This is a genomic window from Prevotella mikamonis, assembly GCF_055381405.1.
On sequence record NZ_AP035785.1, the window covers coordinates 2,525,300 to 2,547,374 of the forward strand.

Here is a 22,075-nt window from a genome sequence, read left to right on the forward strand (position 1 = left end):
AAAATTACATGTCTTCTATCGCCAGGGCTATATATTCTATGGTATATCCTCTTTTCTGGCTGGTGATGTTTCGAGCTTTGTCGTGCAAGGTTTCCAAGCTGATACGATGTTTCTGGCGTTTCACTTCGCCAATTATCATCCGCTTTTCTACTTCGTTGACAGCAATGAGGTCTATTTCGTTCTGTCCTTTCTTTTCCCAGTAGTTGGTTACAGTGTTGTAAAATCCTGTTTCACGATATTTCTGGCGGAAAAATTCTTCGAGTATCAAGCCCGAATACGTGTCATAATCGTCATTTATCTTAGCCAGTACATAGTCAGTATTGCCTATTTCGATGGCACTTAGATACTTGTGGATGAAACGGAACCAGAATTTCAGGAAATTATCCTTGATGCCGTATTTCACGTTCTGTCCTTTGGCCGGAGCATTGTATGGGCGATACCGATATACCAAATCGTAATTCTTTTCCAATTTGTCGAGATAGCCACCAGGTTCTATATCAATATAACTTTTGATGTCTCCGCGTTCTGTCCGTCCGTCGGCTATGGCTGTAAGAACCGAGAAATAATTGCCCGAATCGCGTCCGAATTCGTCCATGAGCATCTCTTTTCCTTCAGGTATAAAGTACGAACCGTAGCCAATGAATTCGCGCAGCATGCCTTCTTTGGTCCATGCTCCATGCGTCATCATCTGTTCTACGTATTTGGCTACGCCTCCTGTTGTCATGTAGAGGGTCAGCAAGTCTTCGTTGCAAAATAGTGGATTGAAATCGGCTATAATGTCTTTGAGTACCGATGTGGTGAAAGGTTGCAGACGGATGCGGTTCGTGGCCCGGCCGTAGAGCGGTTCGTGGCGGTCGTCGAATATCTTGGTCATCATTGTATACACCGAGCCGCACAGTATCAGATTGATGTGGCTTTCGTCCTTCTGACTGTCCCATACATTCTGAATCTCGCTGAACAGAGCCGTATTGACAAATCTTAAATTCTGGAATTCGTCTAATACAAGTGTGAAATTGTGAGTAGCGGAATAAGCCATGAGAATGGAAAAAAGCCGACTGAACGACGTAAAAGCTCCCAAGTCCAGGTCTAATAGCTCTTTTACGATGCCCGATAGCTCATTGCAAAGCATGGTTTCGCTCTTCCTCCCTACAAAGAAGTAGACCATCGGAACTTGTTTGCAAGCATGCTTTACCAGCGTAGTTTTTCCAATACGTCTGCGTCCTGTAATCACTGTCATTTGCGAATAAGAAGCCGATATTTTCTCTATTCGCTGTAAAGTCTCAATCTCCTTGTATCTTCCGTAAAACTTCATAGCTCTTCATTTTGCAACGGCTGTTACTGTAACCGTGGTTACAAAGTTATGCAATGTGATTGAGGTGGCAAAATATTTGCGACTCTTTATGTAGTTTACATCGTTTGTTTGTTTTCACGCTTGTTCATCCTTTGTTTTCTGCAGGGCCTTGGCAGCATTGCTGCAAAGCCTGAACAGCATCAATGCAGAGCCTAGGCAGCAACACTGCCGAGGTCTTGCAGTAAAATGAGGTAGGAGTTAAGAGGTAATAAGTAGGAGTTAAGAGGTAATAGATATGAGAAGTTTCGACTGACAACCGTGGTTTTAAATTTGCACATGTCTCCGATTTACAGTAACTTTGTCGATACCGACGGACCGCCTATTGAGGGCCGGAACGGTAGAGATAGTCCTAATCAGTATGGTCGTATGAAGATAGTTTATGGTTTTGCACAGTCGCCTTTCGGCGAGATAGTGGTGGCTCGAACGTTCGAAGGATTCTGCGACGTGCAGTTTCTGGGCGCTAATCGCATGGCTGTGATTCATGAGTTGGCTGCGCGTTGGGGTGCTTATACGGAGACGGTGCAGAATGATACGATAGCCCAGACCGTCGAGCGTGTCGTCTTTGAGGGCTATCGGCACGAGTTGCCCATCAAGTTTTATGGGTCTGATTTTCAGCGGTCGGTGTGGCAGGAGGTGCAGAAGATACCTTTTGGTACGACCGTCTCGTATCAGGAATTGGCCATCCGACTGGGGCGTCCGAGTGCCGTTCGGGCTGTGGCCACGGCCGTGGCTCGCAACCCTTTGGCCATGATAGTGCCGTGTCATCGTGTGGTTCATAAAGACGGGACTGTCGGACAATACCATTGGGGGGCAGAACTCAAGAAACAACTCATTGCATGGGAAAAGTCGAAATTGACCCGATAAAGAGTCAGGCTGTCGGTCCCGATGAACTCTTCTTGCTCGTAGGCGACATCCTGCGGGCCGATGGGAGCATGCCCGTAAGCAAGATGATGCACGACGTGCTGGTGCTTACGTGCCATGAAGCACTCGCGGGCACGCACCAGTCTTTCGGCAATCTCTTTGCACAGGTAGACTTCCTGTGCCGCCGTCATGGCGTGTCGGTGGCCGATACGGTGGCCATTCAGCGCATGCGCCACGATAGTAACCGCAACGAGCCACTCTCTGCCGAGACCCTGGGCTACGACCTGCGTGCCTTGGCCGTGTTCATCTCGGCCGTCTTCCATGTAGATATTCCCTCGTCGCTGGTGGGCAAGTTGCCTGTCGTTGCTGCTTCGCCCGGCCGCGAGGTACACCATGTCGACTATCGCTATCTGCGCTGTATTGTGCGTACCTACGACGAGCAACGGTTCACGGCCGTGGTCGATGGCGATGTAGAAGAGCATACGGTGACGGTAGACTATGCTGCTGAGCCACACCTTATATATATATACGAGTTGCTACACGAAGGCTTGCAGCTCAATCTGTTGGATTTCAGCGTGGCCGACGGTGGTGAGAAAGACCATCTGCTGCCACTCCCCTCGTCGGTCATCGTGGTAGAGCCCGACTATCTGATAGACATCAGCAGCATTGCGCGATGCTTCACCGACTACGGCCATCATCCCCTCTCGTATGTGGTCAACAGCATGTCGCCGGCGGCAAACTCGCAAGCAATTCTCGTGGGAAACTTTGCCGGGGCAGCCCTCGACGACATCATCAACTGTGGGGAAGACTATTCGTGGAGCGAAACGTTTAAGAATAATTTTAAGGAGAAGGCTCTGGAATACTGCACCTGCGACGACCTGAATCGCCGAGAGAATTTCAAGGTGGCGGCACAGCGACAGGTGGAAAACATCAAAGAGGCCGTCGACCAACTCTTCGGCCATGATTTCGACCGCGAAAAAGCCATTCTCGAACCCTCGTTCGTGTGCGAGCGTCTGGGCATTCAGGGGCGTGTCGACCTGATGACGACCGACTTTGCCCTGCTCGTAGAGCAGAAGTCGGGCAGTAACTTCAGCATCCAGACGGGGCGTCCCAATGAGTATGGCAGTTTTCAGAAAGAAGACCATTACGTGCAGTTGCTGCTCTATTACGGCGTGTTGAGACAGAATTTCAACCTCGGAAGCAACAAGACCGACATACGGTTGCTTTACTCCAAATACCCCTTGCCGGGTGGTCTGGTGGTGGTCAATTACTACCGTAAGCTATTTCAGGAGGCCATTCGGTTTCGCAATCGACTGGTGGCAGCCGAGTACGACTTTGCCCTGAACGGTTTTCAGCGGGCATTGCCCCTGCTCAATCCTGCCACGCTGAACGAGGCTGGACTCGACAATCGGTTTTTCCAACAGTGGATATTGCCGCAAATCAAGGCCGTGACCGAGCCGTTGGTACAGCTCTCTGCACTCGAACGTGCATACTATTGCCGCATGATGACCTTTGTCTACAAGGAGCAACTGGTAGCCAAAGTGGGGGCGCAAGAGGGTGTGGGCAATGCTACGGCCGACCTGTGGAACATGCCGTTGGCACAGAAGAAGGAGACCGGAAACATCTATACCGACTTGCAAATCGTGAGACGGGCGAAGAGTTCGGCTTACAATGGTTACGATACCATTACCCTCGATGTACCCGCGCAAGGCGAAGACTTCCTGCCCAACTTCCGCCGTGGCGACATGATTTATCTCTATGCCTATGGCAAGGGCGACGTGCCCGATGTGCGGAAGGCCTTGCTCTTCAAGGGAGCATTGGTGGACATTACTTCCAGTCGGCTTGTGGTACACCTGAATGACGGGCAGCAAAATCCGCATATCCTGTCGCCCGAAGCTGCCGACGGCATGTGCTATGCCATCGAGCATGGCGGACATCTGGGGGCAAGTTCGTCGATTCGCAGTCTCCATCAATTTATCACAGCACCGCAGTCGCGTCGCGACTTGCTCTTGGGACAGCGTGTACCGCGCATCGACCGAAGAGTGACGCTCTCGCAAAGCTATCATCCCGATTACGACAACATTGTGCTGCGTGCCCGTCAGGCAATGGATTATTTCCTGTTGGTAGGACCTCCCGGTACCGGAAAGACCAGTATGGCACTACAGTTTCTGGTGCGCGAATATCTGGCACATGGCGATGAGCATCCCTCCATTCTGCTGATGAGCTACACCAATCGCGCCGTCGACGAAATCTGCGGAATGCTCTCGGACAGCGGTTTGCCCTATATCCGTATCGGCAGCGAGTACACCTGCGATGCGCGATTCCACGACCATCTGCTCAGCAACCTGATAGAAGAGAGTCCGCGGCTCGATGTCATCAGGCAGCGATTGCTCGGCATGCCCGTCATCGTGGGGACTACGAGTACGATTCAGAGCAAGTCGTATATCTTTGACTTGAAACATTTTACGCTTGCTATCGTGGATGAGGCGAGTCAGATACTAGAGCCGGGACTGGTGGGACTGCTCACCCGTCCCGAGCGGTTCATCCTCATCGGCGACCATAAACAGTTGCCCGCGGTGGTGCAGCAAGACGCTTCGGAGTCGGGAGTGGTTGTTCCCGAATTGGTAGACATCGAACTCGACGACTGCCGACATTCGCTTTTTGAGCGGTTGGTGCGTTGGGAGCGCCGTCAGCATCGTACCGATTTCGTGGGTATCTTGAATCGGCAAGGGCGCATGCACCCCGATATTGCCGACTTCCCGGCACGTATGTTTTATGCCAAGGAGCAGTTGCAGCCAGTGCCGTTGCCCCATCAGCGTGAGACGCGACTGCCCTATCTGGCACCGGCCGAAGACAATATGGATAGGCTGCTGAAGTCGCATCGCATGGTGTTCATCGCGTCTCAATATTGTCGGCAGCCCCATCTGTCGGACAAGGTGAATACGCATGAGGCTTCGATAGTGGCTGATGTGGTGGGGCGTATCTACCGTTTCTATGGCAACCGGTTTGACGCAGCGAAGACCATAGGGGTGATAGTGCCTTATCGCAATCAGATAGCGATGATACGGAAGTGTATCGAAGCACTGGGCATTCCGGCATTGGAGCAAATCAGCATTGACACGGTGGAGCGATATCAGGGCAGTCAGCGCGATGTCATCGTGTATTCGTTCACCATCCAGCATCGCTATCAGCTGGACTTCCTGGCCGGTACTTGTTTCCTGGAAGACGAGCATATCGTTGACCGTAAACTCAATGTGGCATTGACACGAGCACGCCAGCAACTCATATTGACAGGCAACCGAGACGTGCTGCAAGGCAATCGCCTCTTCGCGCAGTTGATGGAATATGTGGAAGAAAAAGGCGGGATGCTGTGATAGCAACTCTCTGTAAATATCAAATTTTAGTCTTGCAAAACTTGCAAAATAATAATACATAGGCTATATTTGCAATCTGTAAATAATCTTTCGGATATTATATCTGGGAAATACGGAGAGTCTAACCATTTAAAACACCAGGCATCTATGAGAAAAGTATTGTTGATAACAGCGCTTATGCTGTATTCGGCGGTGTTGTCGGCGCAGCGTGAGGTAGGGTCGTTTTCGTTCAAACCCAAGGCTGGCCTAAGCGTCAGTAATGTGACACATTCGGATGCTACCGGTCCCAGATATGGACTGGTGGCCGGTGGAGAGTTTGAATATCAGGCCTTCGGGTATATCAGTTTCAGTGCCGGAGCATTGTATTCGATGCAAGGTGCAATCAGTAAAGACGTTTATGGATTTGGGATGAAAACCAATGCACTGAAGCTAGACTATCTTAATTTCCCGATTCTGATGAATGTAACATTTGCCCGTGGTTTTGCAGTCAGGTTTGGAGTGCAGCCCGGCGTGAGGGTAAATAATACACTGACAGTGGAAGATAAGATTGGATCTACCTCGTATTCGTATTACGGGCTTAGACTTTTCGACATGTCATTGCCTGTAGGTTTGTCGTTTGAAATCCATCGGTTGGTGTTTGATTTGATGATGAGTAGCGGATTGATTAATATTTATCCGAATACGGATTCAAGGAATGTGGCGGTCCAACTGAGTGTAGGCTATCGGCTAGACTTATAAAAAGAGGTGTTATCATAGTCTTTTTGCAGTGTTAACGAAACGATATAAAACTTTATTTGGGTAAAAATCGTGGTGCAGTTTGTAACTTTCATGCTTGTCAGGCCCTCTTAGCTTTAGAGAGTTTAAGAAAATAAGATTTTTGTAAATAGTAAAAATTAGAAGAAAGTATGAAAAAAATCATTCTATCAGCTGCATTGATGTTGACCACAGTTGCAGCATTCGCACAGCACGCAGTAGGAACATTGACACTTCAGCCTAAGGTTGGTATGAACATTGCTAACTTGACAAAGTCTGACAATGATGCCCGCATAGGCTTGGCAGCAGGTGCTGAATTGGAGTATCAGGCTTCTGATATAGTAAGTGTAAGTGCCGGTGCGCTGTATTCGATGCAGGGGGCTAAAGCAGGCAATCTGACGACCAAGCTCGACTATATCAATGTGCCTATCTTGGCCAATGTATATGTTGCCAAAGGATTGGCAGTGAAGTTGGGTGTTCAGCCGGGTTTCAATGTAAACAGCGAATACAAGGTAAAGGCTGGAAAAGCAGATGCCGCAATGGATATTGATGTGAAAACAGTAGATTTTTCTATCCCTGTGGGTTTGTCGTATGAATATAACAACTTTGTTGTGGATGGCCGTTACAACTGGGGATTGACCAAAGTTTCGGACTATTCGGATAGCAAGAACAGCGTATTCCAGGTGACATTGGGTTATAAGTTTGCCCTGTAAAAACCTCGGTTTAAATAAAATAAAAGAGCTTTCGTGCAGACGAAAGCTCTTTTTGTTGATGTAATAGTCTGTGTTTCTTGTATTTTGTAGTTATCTTTGTGAGTGATAAACCATATATACTATAGCCGTATGAAAATATACATCGTCATTCCTTGCTACAATGAAGAGGCGGTATTGCCTTGGAGTATCAATCGCTTGCAACAGCTGGCAGCACGCCTCAAAAAGGAAGAGGACGTGGAAGCGACGCTCTTGTTTGTCGATGATGGCAGCCGCGATGGCACATGGAAACTTATAGGGGAGTATGTCCGGCAATATCAGAATGTGTCGGGGCTGAAGCTGTCTCACAACGAGGGGCATCAGAATGCACTTTGGGCAGGTCTGGAACAGTCGGTCGGGAAGTGCGATGCGGCTGTTTCGATAGATGCAGATCTGCAAGACGACGAGACGGCTATCGTAGAAATGGCTCGCCAAGTGAAGGGGGGAAAAGACATTGTGTACGGTGTCCGCAAGCGTAGAGATACAGATACGGCTTTCAAGCGTGTCTCGGCGCAGTTGTTTTATCGCTTGATGAAACAGGTGGATAAGGAAATCGTGTTCAATCATGCAGACTTCCGCATGATGACCTCGCGTGCTGTTGAGGCGCTCATGGAGTATTCGGAGCGGAATTTATTTCTCCGTGGAGTGGTGCGGCAACTGGGTTTTAACGAAGGATTTGTTTATTACGACCGTACAGCCCGTACTGCCGGAGAGTCGAAGTATCCGCTCCGCAAGATGCTGGCTTTCTCTATAGATGGCATCACTTCTTTCTCTGTAGCCCCCTTGAAGTGGATTACCGTTATCGGACTGGTGATGATGCTGGTGTCAGTGGGGGCTATAGCGTATGCCATTGTTGAGCATATAGCCGGTAAGACCGTGGCAGGTTGGACCTCTATCCTGGCTTCGCTGTGGTTTATCGGTGGTATTGTGACTACTGGTATCGGTATAACGGGTGTCTATATCGGTAAGATTTATACCGAGGTGAAGCGCCGTCCACGTTACTTTGTAGACGAGCGCTTGAATCTGTAGAAGTATATGGTATCTTTTACCTCAGCAAGTCGGCGTGCGGAATGCCAGTCGTTGACGAATTGATAGTTTTGGTGTCTATGGATGAAGGCTTCTTTTTCGGAGGCTTTCAACATGACTACACCCTTTGCCGGACGGTCTAGTTCGAACTGCCGAATGCGGTCGCCGGTATAGAAATCGGTGCCGAAGAAATGGAGCATCGGAGTTTCAAGATACTGATAGACGGATTCTTTGGTGTAACGGTGATTAATGAATTCGGCCAAAGGACGTTCGCTCTTTACATTGAGTACGGTGGGTAAGATGAAGCCGTCGAGTAGCATGAAAATCACAAAGACAATACTGAACATGTGTGCAACCATCAAGTGGCGGGTGCTATAGGGCTGTGAATGCCGTACGGCCGTATAGAAAGCGGGTATGCCTATGAGTACGGGGAGGGCGAGCAGGAGGATGTTTCCGAAGCACAGGGGGGCGTTCTCCAGGGCATGAAGCGTTAGGATATTGTCTTCGGCATGCTTCCCGTGGAAGATGGTATCGGGTATGACACCGGCCCTGATGATGATGAAAGCAATTACCAAAAGGACTCCAAGGACAGACATGGTAGCCACGAATGTATTGACGGTGCGTCGATGTTGCTGTATAAGGCCGACGATGTATTGTGCCAATAGCAATGCCATGAAGGGGTAGCAGGGTAGCAGATAGACACTGCGTTTGCTCGATGGGATGCAATAGAAGAACAGGGTGAGTCCGAAGGCCAGCCATGTGAAGAGTTGGAAAGAATCACAGGTGCGAAGCCGACGGAGTGGATTGACAAAGCAGTGTGGTCGTTGCCATTTGATAGAGAATAGCGAGAAAACGGCTAAGAGTGTCCACGGTGTCCACCCTACAAACAGGGTCATGAAGTTGTAAGTGAAGGGATGTTCGTGCGAAGCGTAACTCATTGTGCCGGTGAATCGGCCGAAGTTCTCTTCCATCACAAGACTGAGGAAATGATTGCCGGCCTGATGATAGGCAGCGATATACCACAATGCGGGAATGATACAGGCAGCAATGGCCAGTAACGTGAGGCGGCTGAAGACTTTCCACCAGCGTATTCCGCGAATCAGCATGAACACGCCTATGACGAAACAGGGCAGAAGGATGCCCACAGGACCTTTGGTCAAAGCTGCTCCACTCATGCTGAGGACGGCCCAAAGGGGGAATCCTCGCATGCCACGCTCCCACCATCGGTAGAGAAGCCAGTAACTGCCGACCATGCAAAGGGTCAATAGCATGTCGACACGGCATGCCATTCCGGCCCGATGGACTTCGAAGGCAGAGAGGGTGAGCATTGCCGTCATAAAGGCGATGCTGGCATTTTGGCGACGAGCATTGAACAGGTAGCCACCTATGACCATGATAATGAGCGACAGGGCAGAAGGAAGACGGGCGGTGAACTCACTGACGTAGCCTTGCGGAAGGGAGAGCAAGGCGATAATCCAATGGAAAAATGGTGGCTTATAGGGAATGTCGCCACCATTGTTGATGGGCAATATCCAGTTACCGTCTTTCAACATGCTCAACGCCACTACGGCCTCGCGCGGTTCTCCTTTAGAGTAAAACTCGGTGAGACCAAGGAAGGGCAGCGTAGTGACGATGGCTACGAATAAGAGTGTCCAAAACAATACTCCTCTGTTCTCTGACATATCTTTGATGCTTATTTTAACTGCAAAAATAGCCATTTATGTCCATATTACTGCATATAAATGTATAATTTGCAGCGAAATAGCATCTTGTCATTGAACAGCTGACATCATTTCTATATCGTAGATGGCATTGGGAGTGACGGTGAGGCTGACCTTTTGATACCCTTTTTTCTCAAAGATGAGGGTATCTCCCACGCGAGCTTGCAATCGATAAATACCTTTTTTATCGGTCGTTACTGATGCCTTGCTGTTGGTAGTCGATACTTTGACCAGCCTCATCGGGGTAGCCTGCACATCTCTTACCACGCCTGAAATACTGATAGGTTTGCCAATATCAGACTTGTTGATTGCTTTTTGTGGGCTGACAGATGCTACAGCGACAGAACCGTTTTGGCCTACCGTGACGGTATCTGTGAGCAGAATCTGGTCAGACGAGCTACCAATCATCAAAGAGAAATCTCCCGGTTCGACCATCTTTTTGTATTCGGCGTTGTATAAGGCCAATTCGGTCACCGGAATTGTAAACCTAACTTGCTTTGTCTCTTTGGGTGCAATGGTTAGTTTCTCGAAAGCGTAGAGCTGCTTGACAGGGGTGGTTACCGAACCGACGATGTCACGTATATAGAGCTGTGGCACTGCCATGCCGGCACGTGTGCCCTGATTGGTAATGGTAAAACTGACAGTGAGCGTGTCTTTCTCGGAGAGGTTACGACGCTGCACCATCATCTTGGAATAGGCAAAGTGGGTATAGGAACGTCCGAAACCGAAGCTGTACTCTGCATAAGGATCGGAGAATACATAGTCACGGCCTGGATTTTCGGGTGTTCCTTTCTTGTTATAGAAGCCCTTGTCGGTCGGAAGATAGTTATAATAGCAAGGCAGATGGCCTACGCTCTTGGGGAAAGATATTGGCAGATGGCCCGAAGGATTCACCTTGCCGAACAAAACTTCGGCCAGTGCAGTACCACTCTGTTCGCCGCCATACCATTGTACCAGCAAGGCGTTGCAACGCTTGTTGAAACTGCTCGTAACGAGAGGACGACCGGTGACCAGTACGACGATGAACGGTTTGCCCTGTTTGGCAATGTTGTCGACGAGTTCTTGTTGTACGCCCGGAAGTGTGAGATTGCTTAAATCAAAGCCTTCGCCACTGGTAGCTGGGTCGGATGCACGTGCCAAGAGTGCACTCTGCGTACCCACACATACAATGGTTAAGTCGCTCTTTTGTACTGTCTGGATAGCTTCGTCAAATCCTTTCTTGTCTTGAGACCAGAGGTCGCATCCTTTTGCATAGTTCACCTGAACACGGCTGCCGACCAATTTGCGGATGCCTTCGAGTGGTGTTACGCCGTCTTTCTTCTGGTCGCTCCAAGAGTAGTCGCCGAATTGTACGTGGTCGGCATTAGGTCCTATCACTGCGATGCTCGACAGCTTGCTTGCTGATAGCGGCAGACAATTATCCCTGTTCTCTAGCAATACGATGCTTTCACGAGCAGTGTTTAGAGCCACTTCTATCGCTTTCGGGGTGTGTACATTCGATTTTAATGCGGTAGTGTCAGGCAGCTCGTCATCGAAGAGTCCCGATGCAAATTTCGCATAGAGGATGTGTCGCACGGCATCATCAATGTCTTTTTCGTTTAGTTTACCTTGTTTGATAAGTTCTGGTACATATTGATAGTAATCGCTGCTGGCCTCTAAATCCAGTCCGGCAGCAATAGCTTTCTGTGCAGCCTCGGCGTCGTTGGTTGCAACATAGTGGAAATATTTCAGCATGGGGATAGAACCCCAGTCGGAATATACATATCCTTTGAAGTGCAAGCTGTCACGTAATAGCGATTTGAGGAAATAAGGAGATGAGGTAATGGGCTCACCATCGTACGAGCTATAGCAGTTCATCACACTGAGCGGATTACATTTCCGAATGACATACTCAAAAGGCTTGGCATATAGCCCTAACAGTTCTCTGCGCCCACCACGTACAGAAGCAAGGTTCAAACCGCCTGCGGGTGTGCCGTGAGCAACGAAATGCTTGAGCGTAGGAATCTGTTTATAGTCTTGAAGCCCATTGATGTAGGCAGCTCCCAACTTTGAAATGAGCAGTGGATCTTCGCCATACGTTTCTTCGACACGTCCCCATCGCAGTTCACGGGCAATGTCCAAGTCGGGTGCTAATGCCTGTTTAGCCCCGATGGCTTGCATCTCCTTACCGACGAAATGGCCTACTTGTCGTACTAACTGAGGGTTGAAAGTTGCACCGAGTGCTATGGATTGTGGGAAAATAGTACATCCGTCTTGTACCACGCCGTGCAATCCCTCCATCACAGGAATCACAGGTATGCCGAGTCGGGTATGATAACGCATGTGCTTCTGAATCTTGTACATGGCACTCAGATACTGTTCGGAAGAGTAGGGGAAGGCTTCTACACACCCGAAACTCAGACTGTCGGTAGATTTGATGAGTTTGTCTATATCGACGTTTCCGTCCGAATTGTAATGTTTAAAGTGGATATGTCGCATTTGTGCCACCTTCTCTTTCAGTGTCATTCTGCCCAACAAGTCTTCCACTCTCTGGTCGGTCGTCGCTTGTGGGTTCTTGTAGAGAGGGATGATAAACTGCATGGCACTGTCGACAACGTTGAGATAGTTACCTGGGTATGGTGTTGTAGGATATGTTTTAGTTTCTTCGCACCATGCTTTCTCCATAGCAAAGTAGTCGATAGGGGCAGGAGTATGACCGTCTAATTGCTTGTTGAGGTTTTCAAAGAATTTCTGCCAACGTGGTTTATAGTAGTCAGTGAGCAGTCCACTCCACTCTTTATTGGCATAATCATGAACGCTTGTTGCAGGATTATCAGGTCCCCAATAAGTGATAAGTTTTCTTGCATTACCCTCACAGAGCTGCATATTGCTGGAGGTTGCTGCTGCATAATGGCGTGCTTTGTCTAACCATTTGCCTAGAAGAAAGTGTGAATCATGGCCGACAACTTTGTCTTGTAGATTGATAAGTGCCATAAATTCTTTTTCTGCGGCCTTAAACGTGGTACGGTCTTTTGCCTTAAATGCGTTCATAGCCTTGTTGTAAGGAACTCTCGCATAGTTGGCAATTACTTGGCGTGTAAGATCTATCAGGTCGTATTGATAGGTCTCATTTGACAGGTTTGCTTGTCTGAGTTCGATGAGCGCTTGTACCAACATTTCAGGTTCGTATTGCATTTGGCGTGGTCCCCATGTAGAGACATTCTTTACATTCATTCCCGGGCGTGCACACAATATAGATTCGAAAGTCCCTTCTCCTTTAATTTTAAAATTGCCATATACGGATTGAGACATGAGCTTCCATGCTTTGTAGGCATGGCTATCCCATTGACCATAGCGATAATATATATAATCTCGTAGAAGACTATCTAGATTTTCTGCATTTGACCATGCTGTTTTCAAAGCAATGTCATAAACTATAGGATTAGCATTGATACCTTCGGGCAAGATGCCAATGCCTTTCAATAGTGTATTGGGAGCAGCGAGTGCACGATAAGGTTCTCTGGTAATATCAGGAAGTTGACCTCCCATGTCTGTTTTCCCTCCAAAATGATTCACACTACCCCAAATCCAAGGTGTGCCATAAAACTGGTTAGTCTGTTCCCATGTAGATGTTATTTCTCCAGCAAGATTAACTACGAGTGTCTGTTGTTTGTTTAGGCCGTCTAGCAATTCTTTTTTGGGATTGTTATTCCATCCTTGTAGCAACCATATTGACTGTGGAATATGTCGCTGCATGTCTTCTTGGATGAGCTTGGCTGTATGCTTTAAATTTATCCCTTTGGTGTTTCCGCCTTCGTGGAACAGATCTCCTCCTAGGAATTTAAAGTTGGAACCATAGTTGCGTCGTAGGCTTGTATAATAAGCATCTGACATCTTTTCGAAAAGTTCATTGCCGGGTAGGAGTACTGCGGGACGCTGAAACGCCCCCCATAGCCCCTGTTTGATAATAGGACTCTGAGGAAACTTTTCTGCTAACAGATTAGGCACCATTCCATTGAATCCTTGAATAACAGGCTCGATACCAAGTTCTTTCATTCGTGCAAGAATCTTGATTTGCAATTGTTTCCTGTATTCTCGCATCGTAGTTGGCATCGGACCACCCCATCCTTCTAGATTTCCCATTAACCACCATGCAGTATATGCAGGACCAGGAATGAATGCGTCGATTTCTTGTGAGGTGAAACCTACGCTTGAGAGCGTTTCAGCCCATACGCATTCTAAGCCAATAGGCGCAAGCATAAGATTTACACCATTGAGTGCCATCCAGTCTATTTCCCATTGCCAATCGTCCCAATCGTAAAAAGTGTAGGTGTAGTTATAAGTGCAATAATTGAGTGCATATCGGTATTGGAATGGACTTTGTATTGTGATGCGTTTTTGAACATCGGGTAATGAGGTGATTTTCCCAAGATTGTTACCACAATGCGAGATACTCATGTGACAGAATTCTCGTAGGTAATAATAAACAGCTGAGGAAGCCGCCGACGGAGATGAAGCTTGTATATGCAACTTCTTTTTTCTCGTTTGAATAGTGAAGACGTCGCCTTTTTGGTTGGAATCGAGTGCTTCGAATTCTATTCTATCCTTTAGTGCTGGCAAGCGGCGTTCTACAAGTTGTTGTATGCCCTTGAAGACTTGTCCTTGCATAGTGAATGGAGACAGAAAGAGAGCTGTTAACAATACCCCTTTTGTGATAACTTTGTGGAAACTCATATTGCTTATTACTAGTTTGATGGTATGATTACTATTTAGGCGTTATTGTATGGAGAAGTCTACATAGACAGGGTAATGGTCGCTGACAGTTGTCAAGTCTTCAATATTGTCGTCAATATTAAGCTGCTTTACAATATTGCTGCCAATTTTCTTTAACTTCGTGTTGTTAGCATTCCATAATAAAACATAGTCTATATTGCTAGACAAATTACTTTCTGTAGCACTATAGATAGAAAAGTTTTGTGATAGAATGGGGAAACAGCTGTTATCAGAACTCCATGCCGGTGAGTCGTTAAGGTCTCCAGCCAATAAAATTGGTTTACTATATTTCTTTGCAGCTTCAGCAATAAGTTTTGCGCTTAATTTACGTGCAGACGCATTTAAATCTAGGTGAGTAGACATGATAACAAAGTCTTTCAATTCTGCAATGATAAGCATGCGTTTCTCGTCTCCTGGCAATGCAATGGTTTGAGAATGAAGTATAGAATATTTAGGACTAATCAAAAGTCCACATCCAATAGCACCATTGGAGTAATCGGCTGCATGGGCAAAAATCATTTGATAGTTTTTGCCAGTAGCTTCATTAATCTGTTTGAGCAGGTAGCGGTTACTCCGTTCCGTAGTACCACTGTCTAGTTCTTGAATGGCTACGAAATCTGCATCAAGACTTTTTATGACTTTTGCAAAGGCTTGCGTGTTTTCTTTACTGAAAGCATGGGTTTGCGTATTGCTCTTACAATAGAAAGAATTGTAAGTAAGATACCTAATACTTGAAAAGTTCTTCTCGTATTTATAGTTGTTGGGAGTAGGTGGAGGGATGATTTCTTTGTTTCCTTCACTTCCTTTGTTTCCTCCACAACAAGTTAATACTTGCGAGAAAAGCAAAATTATTAGAACGATAAAGGGAGCAGTAGTTTTTTTCATAATTTCAAAGTATGTATGGGGAATGATAATCACTCCCCATACAGTATATTACCAGTTTGGATTTTGTGTTAGCTTGCCACCGTAGAGGGTTATCTGATCCTGAGGAATAGGATAAAGATAATCTCTATCCTCTGTCCACTTGCGGGGGGTAACATTGATGTCGCTGACGATGACATTACCACCGTTAGCTCCATTCTCTAATTTGATGTCTTCATTGAGTTTTAAGAAAACAGTTATGTTTGCGAGTTCAGGATAAGATATGACAGAAGGCTGCTTGTTTCCATCATAAATGCAAATATCCAGAGCATCGTTTATACCGTTTCCGTTTAAATCGTATACTCGGAACTTCTTTACGGAATCTAAAGCAGGGAAATACAAACCCTTGAATTGTTTTTCGAAGACCTTACCTTCCTTCCAACGAACCAAGTCGTAGTACCGGAATCCTTCATCAATAAGTTCTATGGTACGTTCACGGCGTATCTCAAGAATCACACCTGCATTATTCCCTTTCACATTGGCATATCCGGTCTCCGGATTTGCCAGAAAAGGATCTGGATTAGAGTTGGAAGCGGCAAGATTTAAATTTGGCATTCCGACTCTCTTCCTTATTTTATTGACACTCTTATCAAGGTCGTTCTGTGTGAGATTTCCCTGTTCTGCCTTTGCTTCTGCGAAATTTAAGTATACCTCTGCGGTACGGAACAGGATGAAATCATTGTGTGCTTTTTTGTATCCATCTTGTGATTCATCTGTAACCCATTTGATAAGCTGGTATCCTGTAGTTGTAGATGTGAAACTTGGTGACAGCTTAGTCGTTGTCCCTATGCGTGTATATCCTGGTGCAACTACAGTTTGAGCTAAGCGTGGATCACGTCCTTGCATTTCTGCATAGTACTCTTTGGTTTTGTAGCTGGGTTGGTCAGTGAAGCGACTTCCGTCAGCCATGAGATATGAGTCTACAATTTTCTTGTTTAATCCAGGGCGTGTTCCGTCTGAAATAAAACTTTGATTGACGCTATGGGTGACGTTTAGTCCTATATTATAGTTGCGTGCAAGGATTACTTCTGTGGCGATAGCGTCGTCTGAAGCAAACAGAGATTGATATGGGGTCGCGCCTGACTTATATATAGTGTATGTACTATTGTCGATGAAGTCTTCTGCAGCTTGTGCAGCCAACTGTAAGTAAGTGTTGGCATTGCCAATTCCATGATATTTACGGAAAGTTCCTTCAAAAAGGAGCATACGAGACTTTAGGGCAAGTGCGGTCCATTTCGTTATACGGTATGTATTATTCTTACTAGATAAATGATTGATAGCATAGTCTATATCTTCTACCATGTGCTTTAGCAGTTCATCACGGTCTGTCCGAGCTTCGTAGAGCCTGTCATCGGTAGAGCCAAGTGGCTCGTCTAGCCATGGAACTGCACCAAAGCGTTTAACTTTTTCGAAATAGAAATATGCGCGGAAGAAACGAGCCACACCATCATACTCTTCGCGGGCAGCTACATCTTGGCAACGGCTGGAATTTTTCAGGAAAGTATTTATATTAGAAAGATAAGTCCACGACCATCCACCACCATTGGTCGGTATTGTGCGTGTGCCAAGAACCTCTTCTGTAAGTGAAGTCGGTATAATGGCATCGCTTACTTCTCCGTATATGCTTTCTGCATTAGGGAACATCATGTAGAAACCATTCGTATATGTCTCAAGTTCCGTCTTATTATTAAAGTAATTCTCAAGTGCCAATGTGTCAAGGGGTGAGCGGTTTAATTCACATCCAGTACACAGGAATATCAAGGCAAATAGAATATAATAGTTTGATTTTTTCATGTTGTAGCTAGTTAAAATGTAACATCAATACCAAAAGAGAATGACTTGGAAAAAGGATAGACACGCCCAGTATTATCTGTTGTCATCTGTTCTGGGTCTAAGTATTTGCAGTCAAGCGATGTTAGAGTTAGCAGATTTTCACCGCTAAAATAGAATCGGACGGTTTCTAGTCCTATCTTCTTTGTTAGGAGATGGGGTAAAGTATAACCTACGGTAAGATTCTTCAATCGACAGTAAGCTAAATTTTGTAGATATCTGTCATTTGCAAATTGTAGAGGTCCAAAACGTGCAAGATCGGCCGCTGCACGTGGGAAATAGGAATCTTGTCTGTCAGGACTCCATACTTTATCGGCAAAGTCTTTCGGGATAAAAGATGCGTAAGGACGTGCAAAAGGTCCCCAGAACATGGTGTTGTTTCCACCAGGATAGATATCCTGCTTGCCAATACCTTGGAAGAATGCCGAGAAATCAATACCATTCCAACTTGCACTTAGGTTTACTGAATAATGGTATCTTGGCTGTGAGTTACCTATCTTTACTAGGTCGCCATGATCTTCAAGCGTACCTGCACCTTTATCTATTTTCTTAGAACCATCTAGGTCACTAAAGATTAAGTCGCCGGCTTGATTGGTGAATCGAGTATTAATAAAGGTTTGGTCAACGCCGCGAGCTGTTGCTTCTTCGGTAGTCTTATAGATTCCCTCAATTTGGTAACCCCATATCTCGCCCCATTCCATACCTTCGTACATGCTCCCAAGTAGTTTAGTTTCGTTTCCCTTGTATTTTATTAGCTTTGATTTACTATCTGCCAATGAAAGAGAAATGCCATAATTAAACGGCTTGTTGTTGAGAATGAACCGGTCGTTCCATGAAACAGTCAGTTCATATCCTTTCGTGCGAAGTTGCCCGTTGTTCTCTAATGGGGAAGCAAAACCGTATACATCGGGCAGTGTAAGCGAAGTTGCCAGCATGTCTTTGGTTTCACGTTGGTATATATCAAGTGAGGTTGTCAGCTTGTTATCAAAGAATCCAAGATCAAGTCCAATGTTACCTGTGATAATCTTTTCCCATGTCAGGCTGCTGGAAACAGGTGCGTCCAGTTGGGTATAGGCTGCTGTTGTATTGTTGAAAATATAGTTGGCACTATATGTAGAGCCTATCTTTACTCTGCGAATGAATGGGTAATATGGATTGCTGTAACCATCGGTCACTTGATTTCCTAGAGAACCCAAAGATGCTCTTAGTTTGGCGTTGCTCAACCATTTTTTGGTATCTTTCATGAAGTTTTCTTCACTGAATCGCCAACCAAGGGCCAGTGACGGGAAATATCCCCAACGATCGCCTTGCTGAAAACGTGAAGTACCATCGTATCTCATATTCACTTCTGCGAGATATTTACCCATATAGTCGTAACTGATGCGACCAAAGTATCCCATCAGGGCATATTCGTGCTGACCGCCTTTTACTCCTTTGTCTCCAGTGCCTAATGCCAGATCATTCAATGTTGCTGAAAGAAGGTTGTAGATGCTTGCTTCAGTATTCTTATAACGTTCTTTTTCAAAGTTTATACCAGCAATAATATTTAGATTGTGTGCTTGGTTGAATGTCTTTTTGTAGTTTGCATAGAGATCGTATACCCATACTTCTTCTTCTGTATGAATCTCTTTTAGACGATTAGCAAAGAAGCCAGAAGTAGCCTTTTGTATAATGTCGGGTTGTTCTGAATAATCAAAATTAGCCATACGGAAAGTTTTGTCTTTCTCATATAATTTGTAACTTGCGTTTCCATAGATGTCTAATCCATCTATCACATGGGCAACAGCATTCAGCGAATAGATTGTTTGTATCCGTTTGACGGTTGTTCCGCCGTTTCCCGTTCTTAACATTGCTGAAAAACCATCTGTTGGTTTATTACCATTACCAGCATAGGTGTATACGTTTGTACCATCCGGATTATAAGGCATAAGCCACGGCATGGCATGGAAAGAAAGATTTCCTATGTTTCCACCATCTTCATAATCATATCCAGGTTGATGGTATTTTGATTTATAGAGTTTTACAGAAGCTGTGAGTTTTAGCCAATTGTTTACTTGTGAGCTAAATTTCCCAGTAATTGTCCGTGTATGATATTTGTCTGTGTTCATCGCATAGATGCCGTCCTTGTCCACCATATTCCCACTTACAAGATAGTTGAATTTATCAGTTCCACCAGATATATTGAGATTATGATTCCATGTTGGTTGTGAGTAGTCGAACAGATAGTTATACCAGTCAAAGTTTGCATAGTAATGGTACTTTCCGTCATTGCCGACAACAACCCAAGGGCGATCGCTATTTTCGCTTTTGTCGTTGCGGCGTTCGTATAGAGCATCGTATGCAGATTGGGTATAGTTGGAATAGCTGGTGCTATACATTGCTTGTTGAAAATTATCTACCAATGTAATTGCGTCGTATCCTGTAGTTACAAAGTCTGTATTGATAGTGGGAGCTGACCAGCTGAAGCGTCCGTTATAGGTAATGTGTGCCTTTCCGTCTTTATTTGCTTTGGTAGTAATCAGGATAACGCCGAAACCGGCACGGGCACCATAGATTGCTGCTGAAGCAGCATCTTTTAGAACAGAAATAGTTTCTACGTCATTAGGATTGATGCGGTCAATACTGCTCTCTACTCCGTCAATGAGAACTAGAGGTGTACCGGAATTTACGATGGAAGTAGCACCACGTATATTCAGTTTTGTGGTTTCTCCAGGAGTTCCTGAGGCGTAAGTGATGTTTAAGTTTGGCACTTGTCCTTGCAACATCTGGCCAAGGCTGTTGACAGGTCTGTCTTTTAAATCATTCGCTGTTACAGTACTTACAGCACCAATCAAATTTGCTTTTTTCTGTGTTCCATAACCTACCACCACCACCTCATTGAGTCCATGAGTGTCTTCTTCCATTGTTGTTGCAATATTGTTTTGATTGCCAACTGTTATGGTTTGCGTAGTAAAGCCTATGAATGAAATCTCGATGGTTTTTGCTTGTTGTGGGAGATTAATAGTGTATCTGCCATCTGTATCAGTCACAGCACGTGCTGTTGTTCCAATGCCGGTAATGGTAGCGCCGATAATAGGTTCTCCGTAGGTGTCTTTGACGATACCCGAAATTTTTCTCCCTTGATGAGAGACCGGATTGCTTACTTTTAAACTAGATTGTGGGGCAGTTACAAAGATATGCGAACCATTTATGTTATGCGTATATCCTGTTCCTCTTAGTAATTGGGTAAGTACATCGCCAATAGCTCCGCTAATCCCTTTTGTCTCCACAGTCCTGTTCACGTCAATAATTCTTCCATCATAGTCCACCGACATCCCTGTTTGCTTCTCAATGGTGTTAAAAGCTTTCTTGAGGGTTATACGGTTGCTTTTGAAGGTGATGCTCTTTTGAGCTTCCATACAAAATGGGGTGAGTAAGAGCGCCAATATCAGTAAGGCTCTTATCACAGTTTCATGCTTTTTGGTATGTTTCATGTTTTACAATTAATAATGGTTACATTAAAGTGTAAGTTCACTCAGTGCTTTTTTGATTTTGTTAGGTGTTATTTGTTGCGTTTCTTGATATTAAGTGTTATACAAGGAAAAATTTCCTGGCATCTACACTCAAGTAAGTTTACTAGAATATAACACACAGCTAAAACCAGAAAAAGTCAGTAATCTGTTTGGAAAACATGATAATCAGGACTGTAAAAGCTCTTGTGCATGTGATAATATCTGATGTATCTTATTTAGGGGTTATTGTAATATGGTTGTCAGTAATTTGATATTTAAATGGAGTACTTAATTCTGAAAGAATATTCAATATTCGATTGAGATTTTCCTCCTTTGTGAATCTTACATGGTATAAACCATTCATTTTCTTAAAGTTAGTGCAGGTAATATGTACGCCATATCGTCGTTCCAAACGTTCTGTAATCTCGGTGAATTTCGCATCTTCAAAGACGAGGTATCCTTTCTCCCATGATAAATGTTTGGCAGCATCTGTCTGGTGTATTAATATCTGGTGAGTCTCTTTATTATAAGTAAGTTTCTGATTTGGGTTCAATAAGTAGGCTTTGTCTTGTAAGTTTCTGCTGATGCTATGCACTCTTACACTACCTTTTTCGAGTGTAACGGTTTTCAGCTGTTGTTGTGTATAGCTTGTTACATCGAATCTTGTGCCTAAGGCAGTTACAGCCAAATATTCCGTCTGTACGATAAATGGTTTTTCTTTGTTCTTTCTCACATCGAAGTTGGCTTCGCCCATCAGATATATTGTTCGAGTCCTGGCGTTAAATTCTTTTGGGTAGATGAGTGTAGAACCTGAGTTGATGGTTACACGTGTTGAATCTGGTAATATTAGGGTCTTAATTTCTTTGTCGGGCACGGTTATTTGTACGAATTCCGATATTGAAGCCACTTGTTGAAAGCTGTTTTTCGAAATAAGATAAGTAATAACTGACGTTGCTACGATGAGTATAACAGCCGCAGCAGTAGGTCTTAGATACCTGTGTAAGGTTTCTTTTCTTTTTTGTTGGACCAGTTGTTGATGGAATTTTATCCGGTCTTCTTCTAGTTCCGGAGTTGCACAGTTGTCGGCTTCATTCCATAGTGTCTGCATTTCTGTATCTTGTAAATCTTTTGAGCTAACATTCAGCAACCACCATCCGAACTTTAGTCTAAGAGTTCTGGAGAACTGATGATAAAAGAAACTCCTGATGAGTTCTCTGTCTGTATTCTGATTTTCCATTTTTCGTAA

Annotated in this window: 12 protein-coding genes; 5 read left to right on the plus strand and 7 right to left on the minus strand. The window is 45.3% G+C overall.

What is annotated here, in order from left to right:
- Positions 1-4: 4 nt before the first annotated feature.
- Entirely contained in the window at positions 5-1,312 is a 1,308-nt protein-coding gene (locus ACZ42L_RS10560) for an ATP-binding protein (protein WP_464716065.1), read from the minus strand.
- A gap of 405 nt (positions 1,313-1,717) precedes the next feature.
- On the opposite strand from ACZ42L_RS10560, the gene ACZ42L_RS10565 reads away from it, so the two are divergent.
- The 5 genes from ACZ42L_RS10565 (at position 1,718) to ACZ42L_RS10585 (ending at position 8,117) form a co-directional block, all read left to right on the plus strand.
- The gene (locus ACZ42L_RS10565) at positions 1,718-2,215 is read left to right on the plus strand and encodes a methylated-DNA--[protein]-cysteine S-methyltransferase (RefSeq protein WP_464707177.1); all 498 of its coding nucleotides are present in this window, start codon (positions 1,718-1,720) and stop codon (positions 2,213-2,215) included.
- The gene (locus ACZ42L_RS10570) at positions 2,188-5,586 is read left to right on the plus strand and encodes an AAA domain-containing protein (RefSeq protein ID WP_464716066.1); all 3,399 of its coding nucleotides are present in this window, start codon (positions 2,188-2,190) and stop codon (positions 5,584-5,586) included. The genes ACZ42L_RS10565 and ACZ42L_RS10570 overlap by 28 nt, the downstream gene beginning before the upstream one ends.
- A gap of 147 nt (positions 5,587-5,733) precedes the next feature.
- Positions 5,734-6,324, plus strand: a complete 591-nt coding sequence (locus ACZ42L_RS10575; RefSeq protein WP_464716067.1) for a porin family protein — start codon at positions 5,734-5,736, stop codon at positions 6,322-6,324.
- Between the two features lie 167 nt (positions 6,325-6,491).
- On the plus strand, positions 6,492-7,052 hold the full coding sequence (locus ACZ42L_RS10580) for a porin family protein (RefSeq protein ID WP_464716068.1): 561 nt from the start codon (positions 6,492-6,494) through the stop codon (positions 7,050-7,052).
- Positions 7,053-7,181: 129 nt separating this feature from the next.
- Entirely contained in the window at positions 7,182-8,117 is a 936-nt protein-coding gene (locus ACZ42L_RS10585; protein ID WP_464716069.1) for a glycosyltransferase family 2 protein, read from the plus strand.
- On the opposite strand, the gene ACZ42L_RS10590 is transcribed toward ACZ42L_RS10585, so the two are convergent.
- From ACZ42L_RS10590 to ACZ42L_RS10615, 6 genes are all read right to left on the minus strand, one after another.
- A complete protein-coding gene (locus tag ACZ42L_RS10590) occupies positions 8,087-9,796 on the minus strand; it encodes an ArnT family glycosyltransferase (RefSeq protein WP_464716070.1) in 1,710 nt (569 codons plus the stop codon). The genes ACZ42L_RS10585 and ACZ42L_RS10590 overlap by 31 nt on opposite strands.
- A gap of 90 nt (positions 9,797-9,886) precedes the next feature.
- Positions 9,887-14,548: an alpha-N-acetylglucosaminidase TIM-barrel domain-containing protein gene (locus tag ACZ42L_RS10595; protein WP_464716071.1), complete on the minus strand. Its 4,662-nt coding sequence runs from the start codon at positions 14,546-14,548 to the stop codon at positions 9,887-9,889.
- A gap of 42 nt (positions 14,549-14,590) precedes the next feature.
- A complete protein-coding gene (locus ACZ42L_RS10600) occupies positions 14,591-15,472 on the minus strand; it encodes an endonuclease/exonuclease/phosphatase family protein (RefSeq protein ID WP_464716072.1) in 882 nt (293 codons plus the stop codon).
- Between the two features lie 48 nt (positions 15,473-15,520).
- Positions 15,521-17,302: a RagB/SusD family nutrient uptake outer membrane protein gene (locus ACZ42L_RS10605; RefSeq protein WP_464702755.1), complete on the minus strand. Its 1,782-nt coding sequence runs from the start codon at positions 17,300-17,302 to the stop codon at positions 15,521-15,523.
- A gap of 11 nt (positions 17,303-17,313) precedes the next feature.
- A complete protein-coding gene (locus ACZ42L_RS10610) occupies positions 17,314-20,811 on the minus strand; it encodes a TonB-dependent receptor (RefSeq protein WP_464716073.1) in 3,498 nt (1,165 codons plus the stop codon).
- A 250-nt stretch (positions 20,812-21,061) separates the two neighbouring features.
- Positions 21,062-22,066: a FecR family protein gene (locus tag ACZ42L_RS10615; protein ID WP_464716074.1), complete on the minus strand. Its 1,005-nt coding sequence runs from the start codon at positions 22,064-22,066 to the stop codon at positions 21,062-21,064.
- Positions 22,067-22,075 lie beyond the last annotated feature (9 nt).